Here is a 26,144-nt window from a genome sequence, read left to right as displayed (position 1 = left end):
GACGATCCGAGGGATGATCCGACGAAGGTCCCTGCCCCTGCCTCTGCATCACATGACGCCGCGGAAGAACGCGAGGGCGAGGACGATGACGTATCCGCCGACCGCTCCGACGGCGAGCGCCGCGGCGGCGTCCCGCGAGCGTCCGGAGAGGACCATCGACAGCGTGCCGAGCAGCAGGACGCCGACCACGATCGCCCCGGTCCACGCCAGCAGATAGCCCGCGAAGAATCCGACGAGCAGGCCGAGGAGCAGCAGCGGGACCGTGATCGGCGACACCTGCGGACTGCGAGAGCCGCCGTCGCGGGGCGCCTCAGGCATCGGAGCCCTCCTCCGGCCGCAGCGCGGTCGCACCGGTGAGGATCAGCGCCTCGGCGAGGCAGACGTGGGCGAACTCACCGAGGTGCAGCGACTCATCGATGCCGTGGGCGCGGGACTGCGGGTCCTCGACGCCGGTGACGAGGACCTCGGCCGACGGGAACACCTCGAGCAGGTCCGCGATGAAGGGGATGGAGCCGCCGAGGCCGGTGTCGACCGCCGGGACGCCCCAGGCGGCGGCGAGCGCAGCCCGGGCGAGGTCCATGGCGGGGCCGTCGAGGCGGGCGCCGTACGGTCGGCCCTCCTCCCCGCGACGGACGGTCACCTGAGCGGTGCTCGGCGCCCGCTCCTCCAGGTGCGCCTGGAGCGCGTCCATCGCGTCGGCGGGGACCTCGCCCGGCGGGATGCGCAGCGAGAGCTTGGCGCTCGCGACCGGCACCAGGGTGTTGGAGGCGTCGCGGATGCTGGGCGCGTCGATGCCGATCACCGACAGCGCCGGACGCGTCCACAGCCGCGCGGCGATCGGCCCGGTGCCGGAGAGCTCGAGCCCCTCGGGGACGCCGGCGTCGCGACGATAGTCCGCCTCGGTCATCTCCACCGTCGGGTCATCCGCCCGCACCAGCCCGGCGACGGCGACCTCGCCGTCCTCGTCATGGAGGGTCGCCAGGAGCCGCGCGAGCTGCGTCGGCGCGTCCATCACCGGGCCTCCGAAGAGCCCCGAGTGGACGGCGTGCTCGAGGACGCGCACCTCGACCACGAGGTCGACGACGCCGCGCAGGCTCGTGGTGAGGGCCGGCGTGCCCACGGCCCAGTTGGCGGAGTCGGCGACGACGATGAGGTCCGCCGCGAGCTGCTCGCGATGCGCCTCGATGAAGGGTCGGAAGGTCGGCGAACCGGCCTCCTCCTCGCCCTCGACGAAGACCGTCACTCCGATCCCCTCCTCGGCGAGCCGCGCGCCGACCAGGCGGAGCGCCGTCACGTGGGCCATGACGCCCGCCTTGTCGTCCGCCGCGCCGCGTCCGTACAGGCGGTCTCCGCGGCGCTCGGGCGCGAAGGGATCGGACGTCCACTGCGCGACGTCGCCCGTGGGCTGGACGTCGTGGTGGGCGTAGAGCATGACCGTCGGCCGGCCTGGGGCGGCAGGCAGCCGGCCGATGACGGCCGGAGCCCCCTCCCCCACCGACGTGATGGTCACCTCGGGCAGGCCCGCGCCGCGCAGCAGCCCGGCGACGGCCTCGGCGCTGCGGCGGACGGGCTCGCGGTCGTAGCCCTCGAAGGCGATCGACGGGATCCGGACGAGCTCCTCCAGGTCGGCGATCGACTGCGGGAGGATCTCGTCGAGGCGGGCGCGCAGCGCGGAGGCCTCCGCAGGGGCGACGAGGGAGGACGGTTCGGGGACGGGGGTGCTCATGCGACCACGGTACCGCCGGGCACGGGACGGCTCTCGCAGGCCCCGTCCGGCCGCACCGCCTAGAATGCCCGGGTGATCTTCAGCAAGTCGTCGAGTACCCCGACCCCCGACCCGGAGCCTGCGCGCCCCGGCTCCAAGGGACGTCCCACCCGCACCCGCAAGGAGGCCGAGGCCGCACGCCGTCGTCCGCTGGTCGTCGATGACCGGAAGGAGGCGCGCCGGCGCAGCCGCGAGCAGGCCTCCCGAACGCGCGGCATCGAGCAGCGCGCGCTCATGACGGGCGATGAGAAGAACATGCCCGCGCAGCATCGCGGGCGCGATCGGCGCCTGGTGCGCGACATCGTCGATGCGCGCCGGAACCTCGCCGAGTACTTCTTCCCCGTGGCGATCGTCTTCATGGTGCTCTCGCTCGTGCTCCCCCTGATCAACGCGAATCTGTACACGCTGATGAGCGTCGGCATGCTGGTCGTGCTGTGGGGCGGCATCCTGCTGTGCGTGGTCGACGCGTTCCGCCTGCGCCGCGTCCTCCGCGCGCGCCTCGAGGAGGCCTTCGGCGTCGTCAGCCCGGGCCTGGTCTCGTACGGCGTGATGCGAGCGATCCAGATCCGCCGCTTCCGCCTCCCCAAGCCCGCGATCAAGCACGGCGAAGAGGTCCGCTGACGGACGTTCCGTCCGGCGCGGCGCGATCGGCGCCGTCCAGCCGGCGTCGGCGCTGCACGAGGGCGCAGAAGCACGAGGGCCCCGCACGGAGATGATCTCCGTGCGGGGCCCTCGTGCTTCGCGAGGCGATCGCTTAGGAGGCCGCGCCCTGGTCGGCGCCCTCCGCCTTCGCGCTCTTCTCGTCCTTCGCGCTCTTCTCGGCGGGCTTCGCGTCGACGCCCGCCTCCTTGCGCTGCTGCGGGGTGATCGCAGCGGGAGCCTGCGTCAGCGGGTCGAACCCACCGCCCGACTTCGGGAAGGCGATCACGTCGCGGATGGAGTCCGTGCCCGCCAGCAGCGCCGCGATGCGGTCCCAGCCGAAGGCGATGCCACCGTGCGGCGGTGCTCCGAAGGCGAAGGCGTCCAGCAGGAAGCCGAACTTCTCGCGGGCCTGCTCCTCGTCGATCCCCATCACCGAGAACACGCGCTCCTGCACGTCCTTCTGATGGATGCGGATGGAGCCGCCGCCGATCTCGTTGCCGTTGCAGACGATGTCGTACGCGTAGGCGAGGGCGCTGCCGGGATCGGTGTCGAAGGTGCCGAGGAACTCGGGCTTCGGCGACGTGAACGCATGGTGCACCGCCGTCCAGGCCCCGGAGCCCACGGCGACGTCGCCCGCGGCGACCGCGTCGCCGGCCGGCTCGAACATCGGCGCGTCGACGACCCACACGAAGGAGAACGCCGAGTGGTCGATCAGGCCGAGGCGCTCCGCGATCTCCGCACGGGCGGCGCCCAGCAGCGCGCGGGACGGCTTCGCCTCGCCCGCGGCGAAGAAGACGCAGTCGCCGGGCTTCGCGCCGACCTTCTCGGCCAGTCCCGCCTTCTCGGCGTCCGAGATGTTCTTGGAGACCGGACCGGTGAGCGTGCCGTCCTCCTGGATGAGGACGTAGGCGAGGCCCCGGGCTCCGCGCTGCTTCGCCCACTCCTGCCAGGCGTCGAGGGTGCGGCGCGGCTGCGAGGCCCCGCCCGCCATCACGACGGCGCCGACGTAGGGCGACTGGAAGACGCGGAACGGCGTCTCCGCGAAGAACTCCGTCATCTCGGTGATCTCGAGGTCGAAGCGCAGATCGGGCTTGTCCGAGCCGTAGCGGCGCATCGACTCCTCGTAGGTGATGCGCGGGATCGGCGTCGACACCTCATGGCCGGCGACCGCCCACACGTTGACGAGGATCTGCTCGGCGAGGGCGATGACGTCCTCCTGGTCCACGAAGCTCATCTCGATGTCGAGCTGGGTGAACTCGGGCTGGCGGTCGGCGCGGAAGTCCTCGTCGCGGTAGCAGCGCGCGAGCTGGAAGTACTTCTCCATGCCGGCGACCATGAGCAGCTGCTTGAACAGCTGGGGCGACTGCGGCAGCGCGTACCAGTTCCCCGGCGACAGCCGGGCAGGGACGAGGAAGTCGCGAGCGCCCTCGGGGGTGGACCGGGTCAGCGTGGGCGTCTCGATCTCGACGAAGTCCTGGTCGAGGAGCGTCTCGCGCGCGGCGCGGTTGATCTTCGAGCGCAGGCGCAGCGCCTGCGCGGAGGCGGTCCGTCGCAGATCGAGGTAGCGGTAGCGCAGGCGAGCCTCCTCGCCCACCTCGGTGTGCTCGTCGAGCTGGAAGGGCAGCGGCGCCGAAGCGTTGAGGACCTCGACCTCGGTCGCGGTGACCTCGATGTCGCCCGAGGGCAGCTGCGGGTTCTCGTTGCCCTCCGGGCGGCGGTCGACGGTCCCGACGACCTTCAGCACGTACTCGTTGCGCAGGTGCATGGCCTCGTCCTCGCGCACGACCACCTGGGCGACGCCGCTTGCATCGCGCAGGTCGAGGAACGTCACGCCGCCGTGGTCACGGCGACGGCCGATCCAGCCGGTGAGGGTGACGGTCTGTCCGATGTGCTCCGGTCGGAGCTCGCCGGCGGGATGGGTGCGCAGCACGAGATGTCCTTCACGATGGGGCGGGGCGGGCTCCGAGCGAGCCGCGCCATGGGGATGCGTCCCGGCGGGCAGGAGGCATATGTACGGGTCCCTGACCGGCGCATCTGCCGAGAACAGCGAAGTCCCGAGGTCCCGCGCGCAGAGCACGGGAGCACCAGACTACCGCGCGGGGTGAGGGATCTCGCCACCCGGACGCTGTCGGCGGAGGCCCCCGGTCCGTAGACTTGCCCGACGTGCGACCTGCAGGACTGCGGGTCCGTGTCCCCGCCTTCCCGAGAGCGCCTCCGGAGTTGCGCCGACGGCCGGGACCCCATCTCCCCTCCGTCGAAGGACACCATGACCGACGTCTCCCCTGCCCCCGAGCCTGCTGACGAACAGGGCTCCGCCCCTGTCGCAGGCGACACCCCCGCAGCCGAGAGCAGCAGCACCCCCATCGCCGATACCGCCGCCCCCGCCGAGGCGGCCGGGCCCGCTTCCGCCGAAGCCCCCGCGGCCGTCGAGTCCGAGCCCGCCGAGTCCTCCTCCATCGAGTCCGCCACCGCACCGGAGGCCCCTGCGGCCACCGGCACCGACGAGGCTCCCACCGCCGCGGCCGAGTCCGTCGAGGCGCCGGCGGGCTCCGCCGGGACGTCCGACTCCTCCGAGACGTCGGACGCCGCCGAGGGGCCGACCTTCGACGCGCTCGACCTGCCGCCCGCGCTCCGTCGCGCCGTCGCCGATCTCGGCTTCGAGCGTCCCTCCGCCATCCAGGCCCGCGCGATCCCGCCGCTGCTCCAGGGCCGCGACGTCGTCGGCGTCGCGCAGACCGGCACCGGCAAGACCGCGGCCTTCGGCCTCCCGCTGCTCGCCGCCGTCGATCCCTCGGTCCGCGAGGTCCAGGGCATCGTCATGGCGCCGACCCGTGAGCTCGCCATGCAGGTCGCCGACGCGATCGCCTCCTTCGCCGCCCCGATCGGCGGGCTCGACGTGGTCGCCGTGTACGGCGGCTCCCCCTACGGCCCGCAGGAGCGCGCCCTCGCGCGCGGCGCCCAGGTCGTCGTCGGCACTCCGGGCCGCGTCATGGACCACATGCGCCGCTCCAACCTCCGCCTGGACACCGTGCGCTTCGCCGTCCTGGATGAGGCCGACGAGATGCTGCGCATGGGCTTCTCGGAGGACGTCGAGGAGATCCTCTCGCACACGCCGAGCACCCGTCAGGTCGCGCTGTTCTCGGCGACCATGCCCCCGGCGATCCGCCGCGTCGCCGACGAGCACATGCAGGATCCGGTCCGCGTGTCCGTGACGCCGCAGTCCTCGACCGTCGCGAGCGTGCACCAGACCTACGCCCTGGTGCCCTTCCGCCACCGCACCGGCGCGCTCTCCCGCGTGCTGGCCACCTCGGAGGCCGAGGCCGCCATCGTCTTCGTGCGCACCCGCGCCGCTGCCGAGGAGGTCGGCACCGAGCTCGTCGCCCGCGGTCACGTCGCGGCCGCCATCAGCGGCGACGTCCCGCAGAAGGAGCGCGAGAAGATCGTCGAGCGTCTGCGCGACGGATCCCTCAAGGTCCTCGTCGCGACCGATGTCGCCGCCCGCGGCCTGGACGTCGAGAAGATCGGCCTGGTCGTCAACTTCGACGTCCCGCGCGAGCCCGAGGCCTACGTCCACCGCATCGGCCGCACCGGCCGCGCCGGCCGCTCCGGCGAGGCCCTCACCTTCATCGGCCCGCATGAGCGCCGCGCGCTGAAGAACATCGAGCGCGCGACCAAGCAGCGTCTCGAGGAGGCGGTCATCCCGTCGCCCCGCGACGTCTCCAAGCATCGCCTGGCGACCCTCCTGACGAAGGTCCCCGAGCGCGCCGAGCGCGGCCGCCTGGAGCTGTACCGCGAGCTCATCAGCGGCTACATCGCCGAGAACGAGGTCGATCCGGCCGAGCTCGCCGCCGTCCTCGCCGCGATGGCCGTCGGCGACGAGGGCCCCGGCACCTCGCGCGAGGACGAGGAGATCCCGACCTCCTTCCGCGACAACGACCGCGACGACCGCCGCGGACGCGATCGCGATCGCGATCGCGATGACCGCCGCGGAGATGCGCCCCGCACCGAGCACGGCTACACCTCGTACCGGATCGGCGTCGGCCACAGCCACGGCGCGAAGCCGGCGGCGATCGTCGGTGCGATCGCCGGCGAGGGCGGCGTGCCCGGCAAGGAGATCGGCAAGGTCTCGATCTTCGGGTCCTTCTCCCTCGTCCAGATCCGCGGCTCCCTCGGGGACGAGCAGCTCGCGCAGATCGGCCGTGCCAAGGTCGCCGGTCGCGAGCTCCGCATCGGTCCCGACAACGGCCCGCGCGGCGGCGGGCGCGGTGGGCGCGACGGCGATGACCGCGGACGCGGCGGCTACCGTCGCGATTCCGAGCGCTCCTACCGCCGTGATGATGACCGTTCGCACCGTGATCGCGGAGGCGACCGCGGCGGCTACCGTCGTGACGGCGAGAGCCGCGGGCGTCGCGACGACGGCGGCCGGTACGACTCCAAGCGTCGCGGGCCGCGACGCTCCTACGAGGGCTGAGACCGCTCTGCGACCACCGGGCCGGGTTCCGCGAGGAGCCCGGCCCGCGCGCTCTCGGTCCCTTCCGGACCGGACGGACCGGATCCGGCAGCGGCCTTGCTGCGGTCAGACAGCGATCCGACTGTCCAGGGATCTGCATCGCGGTCCCAACGCGTCGAGGGGCCGACACCCGTTCGGGTGTCGGCCCCTCGATATGTTCGGGGTCTCAGCGGGATCGGAGGACAGCGCCTCCGGTCGCGGATCTCAGGCCTGCTCGCCCTGCTGCGCCTCGGCGTACGCCTTGCGGACCTCGTCCATGTCCAGGCCCTTGACCTGTCCGATGAGGTCCTCGAGCGCGGACTGGGGCAGCGCGCCGGGCTGGGAGAAGACCGGGACGCCGTCGCGGTAGACGACCAGGTTCGGGATCGAGGTCACGCCGTAGCGCGCGGCCAGCTCCTGCTGGTCCTCGGTGTCGACCTTGGCGAAGGTGACGTCCTGGTGGTTCTCGGAGGCCTCCTCGAAGATCGGGGAGAAGCGCTGGCACGGCACGCACCAGCCTGCCCAGAAGTCGATGAGGACGATGCCGTCCTCGACAGTGGAGTCGTGGTTCTCGGAAGTCATGGTGACGGTAGCCATGACCGCTGCAACGCATCGTCCTCACGACGTATTCCCGCCATCTTCAGCGGTGAGACGGCTCACAGGCAGTGGACCGGCCCGCAGGCGGCAGACCGGCCCGCAGGCGATAAACCCTTCGGTCCGCCGCCGACGCCTCACAGCGCCAGGATGCGCACTCCGCGGTCCTCCGCCGGCGGCTCCCAGCTCGTCGCCTCGGCGACGGCCTGCTCCCCTGTGCGGATGTCCTTGACCTCGTCGGCACCGGGCTCGGCGGAGGGGAACCAGACGAACGGGATGCCTCGACGATCCGCGTAGCGGATCTGCTTGCCGAGCTTCGCCGCGGTCGGCGCGACCTCGCAGGAGATCCCCCGGGTGCGGAGGTCCCGGGCGACGGCGTCGCTGAGCGCTCGCGACTCCTCGTCGGTCACCGAGACCAGGACGCAGGTCGGCACCGAGCGGCTGGGCTCGACGAGCTTCGCCGAGAGCATGCGCGAGACCAGCCGCGACAGGCCGATCGACAGCCCCACGCCCGGGTACGTGTGGCGGTTGTCCTGCGCGAGCGAGTCGTAGCGGCCGCCCGAGCAGATCGAGCCGAGGCCCTCGTGCCCCGCGATGAAGCTCTCGAAGACGGTGCCCGTGTAGTAGTCGAGCCCGCGCGCGATGGACAGGTCGGCGACGATCACGCCCGGGACCGCGGCCTCCACCCGCTCCACGACGGCGGTGAGCTCGGCGATGCCCTCCTCGACCATCTCCCCGCTGCCTCCGAGGTCGCGGACCTTCTGCGCGAAGGAGGCGTCGCGGGTGCGGATCGCGGCGAAGGCGAGGCAGGCGTCGGCCTGCTCGGGCGTGGCGCCGGCGTCGGAGAGCAGCAGAGCGCGGACCGCCTCCGCACCGATCTTCGGCAGCTTGTCGAGGCTGCGCAGGACCGCCGCACGGTCCTCGACGCCGATCGAGCGGAAGAAGCCCTCGGACAGGCGCCGCGTGTTCGCGTGGATCCTCACCTCCGGCAGCGGGAGGCGTCGGAGGATCTCCGCCATCACGATCGCGACCTCGGCCTCGATGTGACCGGGCAGGGAGTCCTGGCCCACGACATCGAGATCGGCCTGGTAGAACTCGCGGAAGCGGCCGTCCTGCGGGCGCTCTCCCCGCCACACCTTCTGGATCTGGAATCGTCGGAAGGGGAAGGCCAGATCGTTCTGGTGCTCGAGCACGTAGCGCGCGAGCGGCACGGTGAGATCGAAGTGCAGCCCGAGCTGGCGGGAGGCATCGGCGGCCTCGGCGGCCTCCTCGCCCTCCTCGGCATGCAGGCGACGCAGGACGTAGACCTCCTTGTCGATCTCGCCCTTGCGCAGAAGCTGCTCCATGGGCTCGACCGCTCGCGTCTCGATGCCTGAGAACCCATGGAGCTCGGCGACCTCACGGAACACGTCGATGACGTGCTGCTCGACGAGGCGCTCGGCGGGGAGCCACTCGGGGAATCCGGAGAGGGCGGAGATCTTCGCCATGCGGTGCGGTCCTTCTGATCGTTCGATGGAGGGGGCCGGACCATTATCCCCTGCGGAACCGAGCTCTGCCGCCCCTGGTGAACGGAGGCGAGGAAGCGCCCCCGTCGCTGTAGAGTTCCGTGGAACGGCGGTTCCCGACCTGGGTTCCGCCGCCGTCCCGCCCGGCCGCCCTGACAGGCGGCAGTGTCCCGCCCCGCAGCGGAATCCTCAGAAGGAGCTCGATCGTGAGCGAGTCCGAGACCCCCCTCCCCGCCGACTCCGTCCAGGACGGCACCGCCTCCGACGAGGCGACCACGACAGAGACCGCGGCCCCGGAGGAGGCGACGGCCCAGCCGTCCGAGTCCCCGTCCGAGACCGGGGCAGAGTCCCCGACCGAGGCCACCGCCACCGTGCCCGAGGCCCCGACGACGGCCCAGGCTCCGACGCCCCGACCGTCGGCACCCCGATCCCCGCGACCCGTGCCGGGGCCGAAGCCCGCCGGCGCATCCCCGGCCGCGCTCGCGGGCCGCAAGCCCACGGCCCCGCTGCTGCCGGCGGCGCCGACCGTCACGGAGTACGACGACGAGCAGGTCGCCGCCGCCAAGACCTTCGGCGCCGTCGCCGAGGACGGCACCGTGACGGTGCAGGACGGCACCCAGGTCCGGACCGTCGGAACGGCGCCGGCAGAAGACGGGGCGCCCGTCGACGCCGACGCCGCGCTGACGCCCTTCGCGCACGCGTACCTCGATCTCGTGGCGTTCCTCGACCTCACCGAGAAGAAGCTCGCCGCCCCCGAGCACACGCACAACGAGCTCAACAGGCTCCTCGAGACGCTTCGCAAGAACATGAAGGAGCCCCAGGTCGTCGGTGACATCCCGGCCCTGCGTGCGCGTGCGCACACGCTGCGCGAGTCCGCCAAGGAGAAGATCCAGCAGCTCGAGTCGCAGCGCGTCGCGGCCCGCGAGCAGGCCGTCGCCCGACGCACCGCCTTCGTCGAGTCCATCGAGGCCCTCGTCGCGACGCCGCCGGAGCAGATCTCCTGGAAGAGCGCCGGGGAGACCATGCGTCGCATGGTCCCGGACTGGAAGACGATGCAGTCCGAGGACGTCTCCCTCGACCGGGCGACCGAGGACGCGCTGTGGAAGCGACTGTCCGCGGCCCGCTCGACCTTCGATCGCCGTCGCAAGCAGTTCTTCTCCCAGCTCGACGAGAAGCATGAGGAGGCCGCCCGCACGAAGGAGGCGCTGATCGCCCGCGCCGAGGCGATGCAGGACTCCACCGACTGGGGGCCGACGGTCCGCGAGTACAAGGCGCTCATGGACGAGTGGCGCTCGGCTCCGCGCGGCGGCCGCAAGAAGGACGACGAGCAGTGGGCGCGCTTCAAGGCGGCCCAGGACCGCTTCTTCGAGGCCCGCAACGCGGACCTCCACGCGACCGACGAGGAGCAGCGGGCGAACCTCGCGGTCAAGGAGTCCCTGCTCGAGGAGGCCGCGTCGATCGACCCGACGAAGGACCTCGAGGCCGCGAAGGAGAAGCTCCGCTCCGTCCAGGACCGCTGGGAGGACGCCGGCAAGGTGCCGCGCAACGACATGCGCCGCGTCGAGGAGCGCCTCCGTGCCGTCGAGCGCTCGGTGAAGAAGGCCGAGGAGGACGAGTGGCGCCGTACCGACCCGCGCACCCGCGCGCGCGTCGAGGGCGCCTCCTCGCAGCTGCAGTCGGCGATCGCCTCCTATGAGGAGGCCCTCGACAAGGCCCGCGCCGGCGGCGACCCCGCCCGCATCGCCGAGGCCGAGGCGGCCCTCGAGGCCCGCCGCGAGTGGCTCTCCGTGATCGAGCGCTCCGCACGCGATCTCGGCTGAGACCGGCCCGCGGCTGCGACAGGCCCCGGCTGAGAGCGGCCCGCAGCCGATCCCGGCGTTCTGAGGACCCCCGTGCCCGCGCCCACCGCGCGACCGCCCGGAGCACTCCTCCCCCCGCCCCATCCGTCCACAAGGACGGGTGGGGCGGTTGCCGTCGGGGCCGCGAGGGCCCATGGTCGGAGGATGCTCGAGGAACCCGCTCCGTGCTCCGCCTGGTCGACGCATGCCGCCGAGCTCGCAGAGCCCGTCGTCCGCGCCCTCGTCTCCTGGCCGGAGGGGCCGGGGGCGGAGTCCCTCGTGCACGAAGGCCTCGCCGTGCGACTCCGCCCGGGCCTGTACGTCCCGCCCGATGTGCTCGCCGGCGGAGCGGTGCCGCGGATCCTCGCCGTCGGCGCCGCTCTCGGAACCTGGCTTCGTCCGCATCACGTGGTCACCGGGATCACCGCCGCCTGGGTGCGGCTCGGCGGTCACCCGCCCGCGTCCATCGAGATCGTCTCGACGACGCATCGCGGCGCCCTCGCCGGGACTATGCTCCGCAACAGCCGACTGCGTCCGCACGAGGTGGAGACCCTCGCCGGTGCCCCCCTGACCGTTCCGGCACGCACCTGCTTCGACCTGCTGCGGTTCGATCCCTCGCCCGCACGCACCGCCGCGGCCGCGGGGCTGATCGCCGCGGGCCATGTGACGGCGGAGGAGGCGGAGCAGGCCCTGGCGTCGATGCGACGCCATCCGGCGGCGCCCGCCGTGCGCCTGCGTCTCGCGGAGGCCGCCGCCCTCGCCGCCGCTCTCGCTGTCGACGATCCCTGGGTCTGCGTCTTCCCGCGGCCGCGGGTGATCTCCCGCCGTGCTCAGCTCGCCGGCGTCAGAGGTGCGCCCGAGCCGACGGGCTTCCCGTCGGCGGTCACGCGGTAGACGTCGTAGACGCCCTCCACGCGCCGCACCTGTGCGAGCACCGACTGCAGATGCGAGGGGTCGGCGAGCTCGAAGGAGAAGAAGGTCGTGGCGAGGCGGTCCGCATTCGACTGGGCCGAGGCGGACTGCAGGTTCACCTGCTGCTCGGAGATCACCAGCGCGAGATCCGTCAGCAGACGCGGCCGATCGAGCGCCTCCACCTTGATGTGCACCAGGTACGCCGCACCGTGCCGTCCGGACCAGCTGACGGGGACCATCCGGTCGGGCTGCTGCTCGGAGAGCTGGACCGCGTTGGCGCAGTCCGCGTGGTGCACGGAGATGCCCGACCCGCGCGTCACGAAGCCGACGATCGGGTCCCCGGGCACCGGGCCGCAGCACTTGGCGAGCTTGACCCAGAGATCGGTCTGGCCGTCGACCACCACGCCCTGGTCGGTCTCGGAGGTGTGCCTCTCCGTCCGATCCTTCGGACGGGTCCGCGCACGCGACGGGACGGTCGTCTCGGCGAGGTCCTCCTCGGCACCGGCGGTGCCGCCGAACAGCGCGCGGAGCTTGTCCACGACATGCTGGGCGCCCGTATGGCCCTCGCCCACCGAGGTGTACAGCGCGTCGACGGACGGCAGGTTGAGGTCGCGGGCGACGGCTGCGAGCGTGTCATGCGTCAGCAGGCGTCGCATCGGCAGGTCCTGACGGCGCAGGGCCTTCGCGAGCTCCTCCTTCCCGCGTTCGAGCGCCTCCTCGCGGCGCTCCTTGGAGAACCACTGGCGGATCTTCGTCCGCGCCCGCGCGGAGCGCACGAAGCCGAGCCAGTCGCGGCTCGGTCCCGCATCCGGCGACTTCGAGGTGAAGACCTCGACGACATCGCCCGTGGACAGCGCGGACTCCAGCGAGACCAGCCGCCCGTTGACGCGGGCACCGATGGTGCGGTGGCCGACCTCGGTGTGCACCGAGTACGCGAAGTCCACGGGGGTGGACCCCTGCGGCAGCGCCAGCACGTCCCCCTTGGGGGTGAAGACGTAGACCTCCTGCGTGTTGATCTCGAAGCGCAGCGAGTCGAGGAACTCCCCCGAGTCGGTCGTGTCCTTCTGCCAGTCCATCAGCTGGCGCAGCCAGGCCGCCTCGTTGCCGCCGCCGGGACGCGATCCCCCGCCGTCGGAGCTACCGGCCATCGCCTTGTACTTCCAGTGCGCGGCCACGCCGTACTCGGCGCGACGATGCATCTCCCGGGTGCGGATCTGCACCTCGACCGGCTTGCCCGTCGGCCCGATGACCGTGGTGTGCAACGACTGGTAGAGGTTGAACTTCGGCAGCGCGATGTAGTCCTTGAAGCGGCCCGGCACCGGCGACCAGCGCGCGTGCAGCGTGCCGAGGACCCCGTAGCAGTCGCGCACGGTGTCCACGAGGACGCGGATTCCCACCAGGTCGTAGATGTCCGTGAAGTCGCGGCCGCGGACGATCATCTTCTGGTAGATCGAGTAGTAGTGCTTGGGGCGCCCCGTGACCTCGGCCTTGATCCGGGCCTTCTTGAGGTCCTCGAGGATCTGCGTGGAGACGGTGCGCAGATACTGCTCGCGGGCCGGGGCGTGCTGGGCGACGAGAGCGACGATCTCCTCGTACACCTTGGGGTACAGCACCTGGAAGGAGCGGTCCTCGAGCTCCCACTTGATGGTGTTCAGGCCCAGGCGGTGCGCGAGGGGCGCATAGATCTCCAGCGTCTCCTTCGCCTTGCGCTCGGCGGAGGCGGCCGGCACGTACTTCCAGGTGCGCGCGTTGTGCAGGCGATCGGCGAGCTTGATGAGCAGCACGCGCACATCGCGGCTCATCGCCACGATCATCTTGCGCACGGTCTCCGCCTGCGCGGCGTCCCCGTAGGTGACCTTGTCCAGCTTCGTCACGCCGTCGACGAGGACGGCGATGACCTCGCCGAAGTCCTCGCGCAGGTCGTCGAGGGAGTAGTCGGTGTCCTCGACGGTGTCGTGCAGGAGCGCTGCGGCGACGACCTCGGCCGGGGACCCGAGCTCGGCGAGGATCGTCGCGACGGACACCGGATGCGTGATGTAGGGATCGCCGCTGCGCCGCATCTGGCCGCGATGGGCCTTCTCCGCGACGGTGAAGGCCCGCTGGACGAGGGCGAGGTCCTCCTTGGGGCTGACCGAGGAGATGGTCTCGAGCAGCGGTGCCAGGAGCGGGTCGACGGCAGTCGAGGCCCGGGCCCCGAAGAACGAGCGGCGAGCGCGGGGGCGCCGTGGCACAGGCACGGGGATCGGTGCCGGGATCCGCTCGGCCGCGGGCGACGACGGCGAGCTCGGGGACGCGGGGGCGGGGCCCGGTGTCCTGCTGGCGGTCTCGTTCTGCGACGGGGTCTCCGGCATCTCCACCTCCTGGCTGTGATGCGCCAGTCTACGCGCGCGGGGCGGGTGATCCGTCCTCGACGTCAGAGCGCAGACGGAGGGCCCGGAGGAGACGACCGGAGGAGAAGGCCGGAGGGAGGGCCCGGATCAGTTCGGGATGCTCCAGACCGTCGTGATCGGAACGTCGGGGAGCAGCTCGCGCCCGCCGAGGCCCTCGAGCTCGATCAGGAAGCTCGCGCCGAGCAGTTCGGCGTCGAAGCTCCGGACGAGCTCGACGGTCGCCGCGGCGGTCCCCCCGGTGGCCAGCAGATCGTCGAGGACGAGCGTGCGGGCTCCGGGGTGGAGCGCCCCCTGCGGGATCTGGATGGTGGCGCTGCCGTACTCCAGGTCGTAGCTGAGCGTCGCCGGGTCGCCGGGGAGCTTGCCCGCCTTGCGCACCGGGATGAATCCGGCGCCCAGCTCATAGGCGAGCGGCGCGCCCAGCACGAAGCCGCGGGCCTCGGTGCCGACGACGTACTCGATGCCCTCGGGCAGGAGCGTCGTCCAGTGGCGGATCACCTGGCGCAGCGCCGCGGCATCCCGCAGCAGCGGCGTGATGTCCCGGAACAGGACGCCCGGCGAGGGGAAGTCCGGGTACTCCTCGATGTGGCTGAGGCGGATCGCCTCGATCTGCTCGACGGTGGGCGCGGTCTCGGTGTTCGTCATGATGTTCCTCGACGGGATAGTCCGCCGACGAGGTCGGCGCGATGGGTGCGGATCGTCCTCGCCCCGGTGGGCGGGGACGGGATCAGACGGTGCTCGCCGCGGTCCCCGTCGTCGTGGCGCCGCCTGCGTCGGCGCTGTCCCTCGACTCGGTTGCCGACGCGGATGCCGATTCGGAGCCGGAGGCGCGACCGCCCAGGCGGTGGAGGTCCACGAGCAGGCCGGGGGCGAGGAAGATCGAGGAGTAGGCGCCCACGAGGATGCCGACGAAGAGCGCGAGCGAGATGTCCTTCAGCGTCCCCGCGCCCAGCGCGAACGCGCCGATCCCGAGGATCGAGCCGACGGGCAGGAGCGCGACGACGGAGGTGTTGATGGACCGCACGAGGGTCTGGTTGGCGGCCAGCTCCACCCGGTCCGCATAGACCGACAGCGGTGCTCGCACCAGGCTCTCGGTGTTCTCGCGGACCTTGTCGAAGACGACGATCGTGTCGTACAGCGAGTAGCCGAGGATCGTCAGGAAGCCGATCACGGTCGCCGGGGTGACCTCGAATCCGACGACGCCGTAGACGGCGGCGGTGAGCAGCATGTCGTGCAGCAGCGCGATCATCGCCGCACCGGAGGCGCGGGCGTCGCGGAAGTACAGCGCCATCGCGATCGCGACGAAAACCAGGAACACCACGATGCCGCGGAGCATCTTCTCGGTGATGTCGCTGCTCCACACGGGACCGATGTAGGACGCCGAGACGGTGTCCGCGTCCACGCCGTACGCCTCGGCGAGATCCGCCGCGAGCGCATTGGTCTGCTCGGAGTCCAGCTGCTCGGTCTGGACGCGGACGGTGTCGCCGCCGATGACGGTGATCTTCGGCTCCGTGTCCGGGAGCATGTCGCGCACGGTGTCGCGGGCGATTGTCTGGTCCGTCGTCTGCACCGCGGGGATCTGGAACTCGGACCCGCCGGTGAAGTCGATGCCGAGGTTCACGCCGCGGAAGCCAGCGATGGATCCGAGCAGCACCAGGATGATCAGGCTGGCCAGGTACCAGGTGCGGCGGCGGCGCACGATCGGCAGCGATCGGGTTCCGTCGTGGAGGGAGTTCCCGAAGCGGGACAGGGCCTCGCTCATCGTGCATCCTCCTCAGGAGCGGACGGGTCGGATTCCGAAGCGGCATCATCGATGGTCGCATCGTCGACGGTCGCGCCGTCGGCTGTCGCACCGTCGGCGGAGGCGGGCGCGGTGCCCTCGGCCTGCTCGCGGGCGAGCCGCGCCTTGCGCTCGGCGAGGGTCTCGCGGCGCTCCCCCGCCTCGGGGTCCCCGGCGCGGTCGGCGGCGGTGCGGATGCGTCCGCGCCCGGCGTAGGCCGGGAGGCTGCGACCCAGCATCGCCGGATCGAGCCCGCTCATCGGGTGCCCCTTCCCGAAGAACCGGGTCCGCACGAGCGTCTGCAGGATCGGGTGCGTGAACAGGAAGACGATCACCAGGTCCAGCACCGTGGTGACGCCCAGGACGAAGGCGAAGCCGCGGACGCTTCCGGTGGAGAGCACGTACAGCACGATCGCCGCGATCAGGTTGACGGAGTCCGAGGCCAGGATCGTGCGCTTGGCGCGGTCCCAGCCGTGGTCGACCGCGGCGACGATCCCGCGTCCGTCGCGGATCTCGTCGCGGACGCGCTCGAAGTACACGATGAAGGAGTCCGCGGTGAACGCGATGGCCACGATCAGGCCGGCGACGCCGGCGAGGGAGAGCCGGTAGCCGATCTCGGGGATGTTCGAGAGCACCGTGAGGACCGCGTAGGTGAGGCCGCCCATGACCACGAGGCTCGTGGTCGTCACGATCGCGAGCGCCCGGTACTGGCCGATCGCGTACAGCACCACCAGCAGCAGGCCGATGAGGCCGGCGATGAGGCCCATCTCCAGCTGGTTCGAGCCCAGCGTCGAGGAGATCTGCTGCTCGGAGGCCACGTCGAACTGCAGCGGCAGCGCGCCGAACTTCAGCTGGTCGGCCAGCTGCTTCGCCTGCTCCTGGGTGAAGTTCCCGGTGATCGAGGCCTTGCCGTCGGCAGAGACGCCCTCCACGGTCGGCGCCGAGATGACCTCGCCGTCCAGCACGATCGCGAAGGCGGTCGTGGCGCCCTCGCCGTTGTAGAGCGCGGAGGTCATGGTGGAGAACTCCTGGCCGGCCTCCTCCTGGAACTCCAGGTTCACGACGTAGTAGCCCGTGGCCTGGCCGGTGGAGTTGGTCTCGGCGCCGACGCCCGCGGTCTTCACGCCGGAGCCGGCGACGACCTCGGGGCCCAGCAGGAGCTTCTGGGTGCCGTCGTCGCTGCAGGCGACGATCGCCGCATCGGGATCGGCGTCGGCGTTGGCCTCCTTCTGAGCGGACGGGTCGGTGCAGTCGACCTCCATGAGCTCGGTCGAGAGGTCCTCGTCGAGCCACTCGAGCGACCAGGGGTCGTACTGGAGATCGCCCGGCGCGAGCGAGGAGTCGGTGCTCAGGACGCCGGAGAAGAGGGTCTGCGAGGGATCGGCCGCCTCCGCGGGCTCGGTGTCCCCGCTGTCCTCGGCCGCCGCCTCGTCCTCGAGCGCCTGCGTCTCGTCCGCGGTGGAGGACTGCTCCCCCGTGTCCGCGCTGTCGCCGCCGTCCGAGACGTCGGAGCCGGAGTCGGAGGCGGAGGTCCCCTCCGGCGACACCACTCCGAGGACCGGGCGGAAGGACATCATGGCGGTCGCGCGCAACGCGTCCGAGGTCTGCTGGTCCAGGGTGCCCGGCACGTCGACGACGATGTTGGTGCCGCCCTGGACGGAGATCTCGGTCTCGCCGACGCCCATCGCGTTCACGCGCTGGGCGATGATCTGCCGGGCCTGCTCCATGGCATCGCGATCGATGGCGGAGCCGTCGGTGGTCGAAGCCGCCAGGACGACCTGCGTGCCTCCCTCGAGATCGAGGGCGAGCTTGGGCGCGGGATCCCAGTCGGCCTTCCAGACGCCGGCACCGATCCCGCCGCCGAGCAGCAGGATGAGTACCGCGAGAGCCCCGAGGGCGATGCGACGTGCGGGCATGGTGCGGTGGTCCTCAGCTGGGAGATGGACAGATGGGGCCCGAGGGCGGAGCCATCGGGCTGACGATCATGTCGGGACGATCGACCCGATCGCCCCGACGGACAGGATCGCCATGATCGACCCGGTCGATCGGAACGGCAGGGTCAGCGACGGCCGGAGTCGTCGTCGCGGGAGGTGACGCCGGGCACCTCGCCGTCGGCGAAATCGCTCGACGCGGAGCCCGACTCGTCGGCCGCGCTCTCCTCGACCTCGGGCACCAGCGGCTCGGCCTTGCCGGCGATGGCCTGACGGGCCCACTTCGTCTGCGCGCCGGACTCGGACTCCAGGATGACGACGTCGTCGAACTCCTCGACGATCAGGCCGTAGAAGCCGGAGTGCGTACGGACCTCGTCGCCGATGCCGAGCGACTTCACCAGATCCTGATGGGCGCGCTGGGCCTTCTTCTGCCTGTTCGACATGAACAGCAGCGGGAGCATCATGACGGCGAAGATGAGCAGGAGGGGCAGGAGATCCACGGGGTTCCTTTCGGCGGACGGGTTCGACCGGCGCCGACGGCGCGGGCCAGGACCAGCCGCTGGCGACTGACCGCCTCACTGTACCCGCAGTTCCTCGGCTCTCCCCGGGAGCGACCTTGCTATGCCGTGCATCACGCCCGAGGGGCGGGATCAGCTCGGAACCGACCGCCTGAACCGGGTCAGCGCCGTCTCAGCGCCGGCTCAGAACCGGCCCAGCATCGGTGCGATGCCGTCCTCGCCCTCCGGCGCCTCGAGACCCAGGTGCTCCCAGGCGGCGGGAGCGGCCGCCCGCCCGCGCGGGGTGCGCAGGAGGAACCCCTCGCGGACGAGATAGGGCTCCACCATGGTCTCGACGGTCTCGGTCTCCTCGCCGACGGCGACCGCGAGGGTCGACAGCCCCACGGGTCCGCCGCCGAAGCGTCGGCAGAGCACGCCGAGCACGGCCCGGTCGAGCCGATCCAGCCCGCGCTCGTCGACCTCGTACACGCGCAGCGCCTCGCGCGCGGCGGCGAGATCGAGCGCGCCCGACCCTTTCACCTGCGCCCAGTCACGCACCCGGCGCAGAAGACGGTTCGCGATGCGGGGCGTGCCCCGCGCCCGGGAGGCGATCTCCGCCGCGGCCTCCACGTCGATGCCCACGCCGAGACGGTCCGCCGAGCGGACCACCACCTCGTGGAGCTCGTCGACCGCATAGAAGTCCAGATGCCCGACGAAGCCGAAGCGGTCGCGCAGCGGCGCCGGGAGCAGACCGGCGCGCGTGGTCGCTCCGACGACGGTGAACAGCGGCAGGTCCAGGGGGATCGAGGTCGCGCCGACGCCCTTGCCGACCACCACATCGACCCGGAAGTCCTCCATCGCGATGTAGAGCATCTCCTCCGCGGGGCGCGCGAGGCGATGGACCTCGTCGATGAACAGGACCTCCCCCTCCTCCAGGGAGGAGAGGATCGCCGCCAGGTCGCCGGCGTGCTGGATCGCCGGCCCCGAGGTGATCCGCAGCGGCGCTCCGAGCTCCGCGGCGACGATCATCGCCAGCGTCGTCTTGCCGAGGCCGGGCGGCCCCGAGAGCAGGACATGCTCCGGGGCGCGGCCCCGGGCGGTCGCCGCGTCCAGGACGAGCGACAGCTGCTCGCGCACGACCCGCTGCCCGACGAACTCGTCGAGCCGTCGCGGTCGCAGGGCGGACTCCGCCGCCCGCTCCGGCGCGCCGGATTCGGCGCTCGTCAGGGAGCCCGCGCCCGCCGGATCGTCGGCCATGGCGCTCATCGGCCGCCGCCCAGTCGACGGAGCGCCTCGCGCAGCAGCGCGGCGGCGTCCGGCGATGCCTCCCCCGCCTCGTCGTATCCGGCCTGCACGGCGGCGACCGCAGCGGTGGCGGGCTTCTCCGGCCAGCCCAGACCGGTCAGCGCCGCCACGACGTCCGCATCCGCCGCGGACGGAGCGGGCACCTCCGCGCTCGAGGCCTCGTCGACCGGATCGGGCGCGGGGAGCTTGCCGGTCAGCTCCAGGATCATGCGCCCGGCGACCTTCGGGCCGATGCCCGGGGTGCGCGTGATGGTCTTGGCGTCCTGCTCGTGGACCGCCCGATGCAGCTCCTGCGGCGACATCACCGCGAGCACGGCGAGGGCGGTGCGCGGGCCGATGCCGGAGACGGACTGGACGATGCGGAAGAGCTCCGCCTCCTCCGGGCTCGGGAACCCGTAGAGCGTCATCGAGTCCTCGCGGACGACGAGCTCGGTGTGCAGCGTCAGCTCCGCGTCATGCCGGGTGGCGGTCAGAGCCTCGGGGGTCGTGCGCACGAGGTAGCCGACGCCGCCGACATCCAGCACGAGGGCGTCCAGGGCGATCCGGGCCACGCGCCCGGTGAGAGAAGCGATCACGGCATCACTCTAGAACGGATGTTCGATCAGGAGCGGGATGTCGAGCGCTCCCGGGCGAGTCGGGCCCGACGCTCGGCCTCCGCCCAGGTCGCCTGCGCGCTCGTGCGGGCGCGCCCCGTCGCATCCTTCTGCACCGGGCCGGTCCCCTTCCACAGCTGGGTGAGGGCGATCGCGACGGCGTCCGCCGCATCGGCCGGCTGCGGAGGGGCATCCAGTCCGAGGATCCGCACGAGGACGGCCTGGATCTGCTTCTTGTCCGCGCGGCCGCTGCCCGTGACCGCGGCCTTGACCTCCGAGGGGGTGTGCAGCGCGACCGGGATGCCCCGCTCGGCGGCCGCCAGGATCGCGACGCCCGACACCTGCGCCGTCCCCATCACCGTCGAGAGGTTGTTCTGGCTGAAGACGCGTTCGACCGCGACGGCATCGGGCCCGAACTCGTCGATCGCCGCGGCGATGCCGCGCGAGATCTCGAGCAGCCGCTGATCGATGGTGTCCTGCGAGCCCGAGCGCACGACCGTCGCCGTGACCATCCGCGCGCGCCGCCCGCCCAGGGAGTCCACGACGCCGATGCCGCAGCGCGTCAGCCCGGGATCGATCCCCATCACCCTCAGCGTCATGACGTCCTCCTCCTCGTGATGCGACGGCCCCGGATGCGACGGACCCCGGCCCGTGCTCGGGCCGGGGTCCGTCGGGGAGGATCAGTCCTCGGCCTCCAGCTGCGCCGCCACGTCGGCGGGGATGTCGAGGTTCGAGAAGACGTTCTGCACGTCGTCGCTGTCCTCGAGGGCGTCGATCAGGCGCAGGACCTTCTGCGCTCCGTCGAGGTCCACGGGGGTCCGCATGTTCGGGACGAACTGCGCCTCGGCGCTGTCGTAGTCGATCCCGGCCTCCTGCAGAGCAGTGCGCACGGCCACGAAGTCGGAGGCGTCCGAGATGATCTCGAAGCTCTCGCCCTCGTCGGTGATCTCCTCGGCGCCGGCGTCGAGGACGACCTCGAGCAGCGCGTCCTCCGTCAGATCGCCCTTGGGGACCGAGACGACGCCCTTGCGCTCGAACATGTACGACACCGACCCGGAGTCGGCCATGTTGCCGCCGTTGCGGCTGAAGGCCAGGCGGACCTCGGAGACCGCACGGTTCTTGTTGTCGGTGAGGCACTCGACCAGCAGGGCGACGCCGCCCGGGGCGTAGCCCTCGTACATCAGGGTCTCGTAGTCGACGCCGCCGCCGTCCAGGCCGCCGCCGCGCTTGACGGCGCGGTCGATGTTGTCGTTCGGCACCGACGTCTTCTTCGCCTTCTGGATGGCGTCGAACAGCGTCGGGTTCCCTGCGGGATCAGGGCCTCCGACGCGCGCGGCGACCTCGATGTTCTTGACCAGCTTGGCGAAGAGCTTCCCTCGCTTGGCGTCGAGCGCCGCCTTCTTGTGCTTCGTGGTCGCCCACTTGGAATGCCCGGACATCGGTCTCCTCACGGCCGTGATGGGGTGGATTGCCGCCCCATCATACGGGCAGGCGCCGCATGGCCCCTGGATCCGCTCCGCGCTCGACCCGATCGCCGCTCCGAGGGCGGGCCCGCTCCGGTCTCATGGGGCTCGAGGATTCCGGCGGACGGCCCCCTCAGACGGCCCCCTCAGACGGCCCCGGGCACGACCGGGGAGGCCAGTGCCGCCACCATCCGACGATCGGCGGTGATGCGCTCGAGCAGCTCGCGCTCGCGCATCCGGGTGCGCTCCGTCTGGCGGCCGTGCAGCACGCCATGGCGCTCCATGCCGAGCTCGACGGACGCGAGGATCAGATCCCGCATGCCCTTGCGGGCGACCGCTCCGTGCCGCGCCGCCCAGCGCTCGGCCCGGCGTCGGGAGCGCATCGAGACCAGCATCCCGACCTCCTCCGGCGAGAACCAGCCGGCTCTCCCGTAGTCGGCCAGCTGTCGGCGCAGGATCCTCTTCTCCCGCAGCCGGAGGAACAGCACCAGACCCGCCAGCAGCACGAAGATCGGCACCTGCACGATGGCGTAGTACTGCAGGAACCCGGCCAGCGGCCGCTCCGGATCGACCTCGATGAAGAAGGTCGATCCGTTCCACAGGGCGTGCAGGGACATCCCGAGGGCGAGGCCTCCGATGCCGAGGCCCGCGTACAGCATCACCGAGCGCCGCTCGGCGGCGATCCCGAGACCCAGGCCGCACAGCGCGGTGAACGATGCGTGCGCGAACGGGGAGAGGAGCCCGCGCAGGAAGAAGGTCTGCCAGAACACGGCGACCTCCCCCGCCGCCTGCGCCTGCAGGAACGACTGGCCGAAGTAGAGGATGTTCTCGGTGAAGGCGAAGCCGGCGGCGATCAGCACGGCGTAGACCACGCCGTCGATCGGGCCGCCGATGAAGCGTCGGCCCCAGCAGACCAGGGCGATCAGGCCAAGCGACTTCGTCGACTCCTCGATCACCGGCGCCTGGATCACCGCCCCCAGGAAGTCGGCGACGAGCTCGCTGGGTTCCTCCGGGGTGATCCACGAGGTGAAGACGCCGCCGAAGAGGAAGGTCAGCGCGACCGAGCCGGCCGCCCCCCAGATGAAGGCGTAGACGAGGGTCAGGCGCGGCTGCGGCGTGTAGCGGTCGATCCACCACACGGCGCTCAGCACGATCGCCACCGGCACCAGGGCCGCAGTGAAGGCGACGAGGGAGGTGCCCACCCCCATGGGGCGGATCGCGAGGATGTACACGCCGATGGCGATGGCGATCAGCACGAGGATCGGGATGCCCCAGCTGATCCACTGCACCCAGGCCCGTCGGCCCTTCGCACGGCCCGGCCCGCCGGCACCCATCCGGCTCGGCCCGCGCGGATCGCGGCGCTCGACGTCGTAGCCGTATCCCGTCGGCGCAGCTCCCGCGGCCGCCGGTCCGCCCAGCGGCGCGCCCGGCCTCGGCGCGCCGGGGTGGGACGGCGCGGCGCGCGGCGGGCTCGGCGGGGCAGGGATCGTGCTCATCGGTGCGGTCTCCTCGCGCCAGACGGTCGTCGGCCAGTCGTCCCGGGGGTCGAGCCCGAGGCGTCGGTCATGCTAGTCCAGGTCCTGCGGCCAGGCCTCCGCATAGAGGCGGCGGGTCTCCCCCAGCAGGATCGGGACCGCCTTCGTGCGGCCGACGATCGGCAGGAAGTTCGCGTCGCCGAGCCAGCGGGGCACCACGTGCTGGTGCAGATGGGCGGCGATCCCGGCACCGGCGACGGGGCCCTGGTTCATCCCGAGGTTGAACCCGTCGGGGCCGGAGACCTCGCGGATCACCCGCATGGCCGTCCGCGTGATCGCCGCGACCTCGACGACCTCCTCCTCCGTCAGCTCCGTGTAGTCGGCGACGTGCCGGTAGGGGCACACCAGCAGGTGCCCGGAGTTGTACGGGTAGAGGTTGAGGATCGCGTAGGCGACCTTGCCGCGATGGACGATCAGGGCGTCCTCGTCGCTCCGCCGCGGACCGGCGCAGAAGGGGCAGCGGACGTCGTCATGCGGATCCTCGGGCTTGTTCTCGCCGCCGATGTACGCCATCCGATGGGGTGTCCACAGCCGCTGCACGCCGTCGGGGACGCCCGCGAAGGACTCCGCCTCCTCCAGCTCCGGCCCGGCGGCGCCCGCGGGACCGCCACCGGATGCGGGACCGCCACCGGACGCGGGCCCGACGCCGGATGCGGGCCCGACGCCCGGCGTCGGCGCGGGGGCCGACGCCGGGTCCTCGGGACCGCGAGGGAGGACGGTCACACCTGCGCCTTGTCGCGGATCGCGGCGACGATCCGCTCCACGGCCTCGTCCACGGGGATGCCGTTGTCCTGGCTGCCGTCGCGCATGCGGAAGGAGACCGCGCCCTTCTCCTGGTCCTCGCCGCCGGCGATCAGCAGGTAGGGGACCTTCTCCTTGGTGTGCGTGCGGATCTTCTTCTGCATGCGGTCGTCGGAGGCGTCGACCTCGACGCGCACGCCGTGCGCCCGGAGCTTCGCGGCGATCTCGTCGAGATACGGGGCGTACTCCCCCGCGACCGGGATGCCGACGACCTGGACGGGCGCCAGCCACACCGGGAACGCACCGGCGTAGTGCTCGAGGAGCACGCCGAAGAAGCGCTCGATCGAGCCGAACAGGGCGCGGTGGATCATCACCGGGCGCTGCCGCGAGCCGTCCGGCGCGGTGTACTCGAGCTCGAAGAGCTCGGGCTCGAAGAAGTCCAGCTGGATGGTCGAGAGCTGCCAGGTGCGGCCGATCGCGTCCTTCGCCTGGACGGAGATCTTCGGGCCGTAGAAGGCCGCGCCGCCCGGATCCGGGACCAGGTCGAGGCCGGAGGCCGTCGCGACCTCCTCGAGGGTGCGGGTCGCCTCCTCCCAGGTGGCGTCGTCGCCGACGGACTTCTCGGGATCCCGCGTGGACAGCTCGAGGTAGAAGTCATCGAGGCCGTAGTCGCGCAGGAGGTCGAGCACGAAGGTCAGCAGGCTCGCGAGCTCGTCGCGCATCTGCTCGCGGGTCGCGTAGATGTGCGCGTCGTCCTGCGTGAACCCGCGGGCGCGGGTGAGACCGTGCACGACCCCGGACTTCTCGTAGCGGTAGACATGCCCGAACTCGAACAGCCGCAGCGGGAGCTCCCGGTACGAGCGACCGCGGGAGCGGTAGACGAGGTTGTGCATCGGGCAGTTCATGGGCTTGAGGTAGTAGTCCTGGCCCTGCTTGGTGATGTTGCCCTCGGCGTCGCGCTCCTCGTCGACGTGCATCGGGGGGTACATGCCCTCGGAGTACCAGTCCAGGTGCCGCGAGGTCTCGAAGAGGTTCTTCTTCGTGATGTGCGGGGTGTTGACGAAGGAGTAGCCGGCCTCGACGTGCCGACGCCGCGAGTAGTCCTCCATCTCCATGCGGATCATCGCGCCCTTGGGGTGGAAGACCGGCAGTCCGGACCCGACCTCGTCGGGGAAGGAGAACAGGTCGAGCTCGCTGCCCAGGCGCCGGTGGTCGCGGCGCTCGGCCTCGGCGAGGCGCTCCTGGTGGGCGCGCAGCTCGTCCTTGGTGGGCCAGGCGGTGCCGTAGACGCGCTGCAGCATCGGGTTCTTCTCGCTGCCCCGCCAGTAGGCGGCGGCCGAGCGGGTCAGCGCGAAGCCGTTGCCGATCAGCTTGGTGGAGGGCAGGTGCGGGCCGCGGCAGAGGTCCGTCCAGACCACCTCGCCGCGCCGGTTGACGTTGTCGTACATCGTCAGGCCGCCCTCGCCGACCTCGACGCTCGCACCCTCGGCGGCGTCGGACGCGCTGGACTTCAGACCGATCAGCTCGAGCTTGTACGGCTCGGAGGCCTCCTCGGCGCGGGCGGCGTCGTCGGAGATCTCGCGACGGACGAAGCGCTGGCCCTCCTTGACGATCCGACCCATCTCCTTCTCGAGCGCCTTGAGCGACTCGGGGGTGAAGGGCTCGGCGACGTCGAAGTCGTAGTAGAAGCCGTCGGTGATGGGCGGGCCGATGCCGAGCTTGGCGTCCGGGTTGACCTTCTGCACGGCCTGCGCGAGGACGTGCGCGGCGCTGTGGCGGAGGATCGAGAGGCCGTCGTCGCTGGAGAGGGCGACGCCGTCGACCGCCTGCCCGTCGGACACCGGCGTGTACAGGTCCCGCAGCTCCCCGTCGATGCGCAGCGCGATGATCTCGGTGCGCCCCTCGAAGAGCTCGGTGCCCGTGGTCCCCTCCTCGATGCGCTGGGGGGATCCGTCGAGGGTGATGGCGATCTGTGCCACGGGCTGCTCCTTGCTGTTCGGGTCGAGCCGGCCGACGATGCCGGCTCCGCGGACGATCCTACCGGTGCGCCCGGGCTCCTCCGACGGCCGGGCGAGACCTCCGCAACCGGTCGATCGCCGCCCCGCGCCCGCGTGATCTCGTGCACGCCGCGGACGGCTCCGTCGGCCGACGACCGGCCGCATCC

The 26,144-nt window shown here is 71.8% G+C and carries 21 protein-coding genes; 4 read left to right on the top strand and 17 right to left on the bottom strand.

Annotation, left to right across the window (positions count from 1 at the left end; all coding sequences use genetic code 11):
* Positions 1-48: 48 nt before the first annotated feature.
* Both ACXET9_RS04025 and ACXET9_RS04020 read right to left on the bottom strand, forming a co-directional pair.
* Positions 49-318 carry a hypothetical protein gene (locus ACXET9_RS04025; protein WP_457885067.1) on the bottom strand — a complete coding sequence of 90 codons (270 nt, stop codon included), beginning with the start codon at positions 316-318 and terminating at the stop codon, positions 49-51.
* Positions 311-1,726, bottom strand: coding sequence for a M20/M25/M40 family metallo-hydrolase (locus ACXET9_RS04020; RefSeq protein WP_457885066.1), 1,416 nt, complete (start codon positions 1,724-1,726; stop codon positions 311-313). The genes ACXET9_RS04025 and ACXET9_RS04020 overlap by 8 nt, the downstream gene beginning before the upstream one ends.
* A 72-nt stretch (positions 1,727-1,798) precedes the next feature.
* On the opposite strand from ACXET9_RS04020, the gene ACXET9_RS04015 reads away from it, so the two are divergent.
* Positions 1,799-2,386, top strand: coding sequence for a DUF3043 domain-containing protein (locus tag ACXET9_RS04015; RefSeq protein ID WP_457885064.1), 588 nt, complete (start codon positions 1,799-1,801; stop codon positions 2,384-2,386).
* 133 nt (positions 2,387-2,519) lie between these two features.
* Here the strand turns inward: ACXET9_RS04015 and aspS are convergent, their stop codons facing one another.
* Positions 2,520-4,337 carry an aspartate--tRNA ligase gene (aspS, locus tag ACXET9_RS04010; RefSeq protein WP_457885063.1) on the bottom strand — a complete coding sequence of 606 codons (1,818 nt, stop codon included), beginning with the start codon at positions 4,335-4,337 and terminating at the stop codon, positions 2,520-2,522.
* 336 nt (positions 4,338-4,673) lie between these two features.
* On the opposite strand from aspS, the gene ACXET9_RS04005 reads away from it, so the two are divergent.
* Positions 4,674-6,878 carry a DEAD/DEAH box helicase gene (locus ACXET9_RS04005; RefSeq protein ID WP_457885061.1) on the top strand — a complete coding sequence of 735 codons (2,205 nt, stop codon included), beginning with the start codon at positions 4,674-4,676 and terminating at the stop codon, positions 6,876-6,878.
* A gap of 243 nt (positions 6,879-7,121) precedes the next feature.
* Here ACXET9_RS04005 and trxA read toward each other — a convergent pair whose 3' ends face one another.
* Complete coding sequence (trxA, locus tag ACXET9_RS04000; protein ID WP_457885059.1) at positions 7,122-7,493, bottom strand: thioredoxin; 372 nt, start codon at positions 7,491-7,493, stop codon at positions 7,122-7,124.
* Positions 7,494-7,627: 134 nt separating this feature from the next.
* Positions 7,628-8,977 (bottom strand): histidine--tRNA ligase, encoded by a 1,350-nt coding sequence (gene hisS, locus ACXET9_RS03995; RefSeq protein WP_457885057.1) that lies wholly within the window; start codon positions 8,975-8,977, stop codon positions 7,628-7,630.
* Between the two features lie 224 nt (positions 8,978-9,201).
* Between hisS and ACXET9_RS03990 the strand changes: the two genes are divergently transcribed.
* Entirely contained in the window at positions 9,202-10,815 is a 1,614-nt protein-coding gene (locus ACXET9_RS03990) for a DUF349 domain-containing protein (RefSeq protein WP_457885055.1), read from the top strand.
* 183 nt (positions 10,816-10,998) lie between these two features.
* A complete protein-coding gene (locus ACXET9_RS03985; protein ID WP_457885053.1) occupies positions 10,999-11,727 on the top strand; it encodes a hypothetical protein in 729 nt (242 codons plus the stop codon).
* Here the strand turns inward: ACXET9_RS03985 and ACXET9_RS03980 are convergent.
* The 12 genes from ACXET9_RS03980 to thrS all read right to left on the bottom strand — a co-directional run bounded on the left by ACXET9_RS03980 (position 11,664) and on the right by thrS (position 25,959).
* Positions 11,664-14,096, bottom strand: a complete 2,433-nt coding sequence (locus ACXET9_RS03980) for a RelA/SpoT family protein (protein ID WP_457885051.1) — start codon at positions 14,094-14,096, stop codon at positions 11,664-11,666. The two genes, ACXET9_RS03985 and ACXET9_RS03980, sit on opposite strands and share 64 nt — an antisense overlap.
* 126 nt (positions 14,097-14,222) lie before the next feature.
* The gene (locus ACXET9_RS03975) at positions 14,223-14,780 is read right to left on the bottom strand and encodes an adenine phosphoribosyltransferase (RefSeq protein ID WP_457885049.1); all 558 of its coding nucleotides are present in this window, start codon (positions 14,778-14,780) and stop codon (positions 14,223-14,225) included.
* An 82-nt stretch (positions 14,781-14,862) separates the two neighbouring features.
* Positions 14,863-15,897 (bottom strand): protein translocase subunit SecF, encoded by a 1,035-nt coding sequence (secF, locus tag ACXET9_RS03970; protein WP_457885047.1) that lies wholly within the window; start codon positions 15,895-15,897, stop codon positions 14,863-14,865.
* Entirely contained in the window at positions 15,894-17,831 is a 1,938-nt protein-coding gene (gene secD / locus ACXET9_RS03965; protein ID WP_457885045.1) for a protein translocase subunit SecD, read from the bottom strand. Before secD ends, secF begins: the two co-directional genes overlap by 4 nt.
* A 143-nt stretch (positions 17,832-17,974) precedes the next feature.
* Positions 17,975-18,346, bottom strand: a complete 372-nt coding sequence (yajC, locus tag ACXET9_RS03960; RefSeq protein ID WP_457885043.1) for a preprotein translocase subunit YajC — start codon at positions 18,344-18,346, stop codon at positions 17,975-17,977.
* Between the two features lie 201 nt (positions 18,347-18,547).
* Positions 18,548-19,600: a Holliday junction branch migration DNA helicase RuvB gene (gene ruvB, locus ACXET9_RS03955; RefSeq protein ID WP_457885856.1), complete on the bottom strand. Its 1,053-nt coding sequence runs from the start codon at positions 19,598-19,600 to the stop codon at positions 18,548-18,550.
* A 5-nt stretch (positions 19,601-19,605) separates the two neighbouring features.
* A complete protein-coding gene (gene ruvA / locus ACXET9_RS03950) occupies positions 19,606-20,223 on the bottom strand; it encodes a Holliday junction branch migration protein RuvA (protein WP_457885041.1) in 618 nt (205 codons plus the stop codon).
* 26 nt (positions 20,224-20,249) lie between these two features.
* Entirely contained in the window at positions 20,250-20,840 is a 591-nt protein-coding gene (gene ruvC / locus ACXET9_RS03945) for a crossover junction endodeoxyribonuclease RuvC (protein ID WP_457885039.1), read from the bottom strand.
* A gap of 81 nt (positions 20,841-20,921) precedes the next feature.
* Positions 20,922-21,680, bottom strand: coding sequence for a YebC/PmpR family DNA-binding transcriptional regulator (locus ACXET9_RS03940; RefSeq protein ID WP_457885038.1), 759 nt, complete (start codon positions 21,678-21,680; stop codon positions 20,922-20,924).
* A gap of 170 nt (positions 21,681-21,850) precedes the next feature.
* Positions 21,851-23,200 carry a PrsW family intramembrane metalloprotease gene (locus tag ACXET9_RS03935; protein WP_457885036.1) on the bottom strand — a complete coding sequence of 450 codons (1,350 nt, stop codon included), beginning with the start codon at positions 23,198-23,200 and terminating at the stop codon, positions 21,851-21,853.
* A gap of 72 nt (positions 23,201-23,272) precedes the next feature.
* A complete protein-coding gene (locus ACXET9_RS03930; protein WP_457885855.1) occupies positions 23,273-23,818 on the bottom strand; it encodes an HIT family protein in 546 nt (181 codons plus the stop codon).
* A 140-nt stretch (positions 23,819-23,958) separates the two neighbouring features.
* Complete coding sequence (gene thrS / locus ACXET9_RS03925) at positions 23,959-25,959, bottom strand: threonine--tRNA ligase (protein WP_457885034.1); 2,001 nt, start codon at positions 25,957-25,959, stop codon at positions 23,959-23,961.
* Between the last annotated feature and the right edge of the window lie 185 nt (positions 25,960-26,144).

The sequence above is a fragment of the Brachybacterium netajii (SeqCode) genome, assembly GCF_054114245.1.
This window is presented reverse-complemented; position numbering and strand designations above follow the sequence as displayed.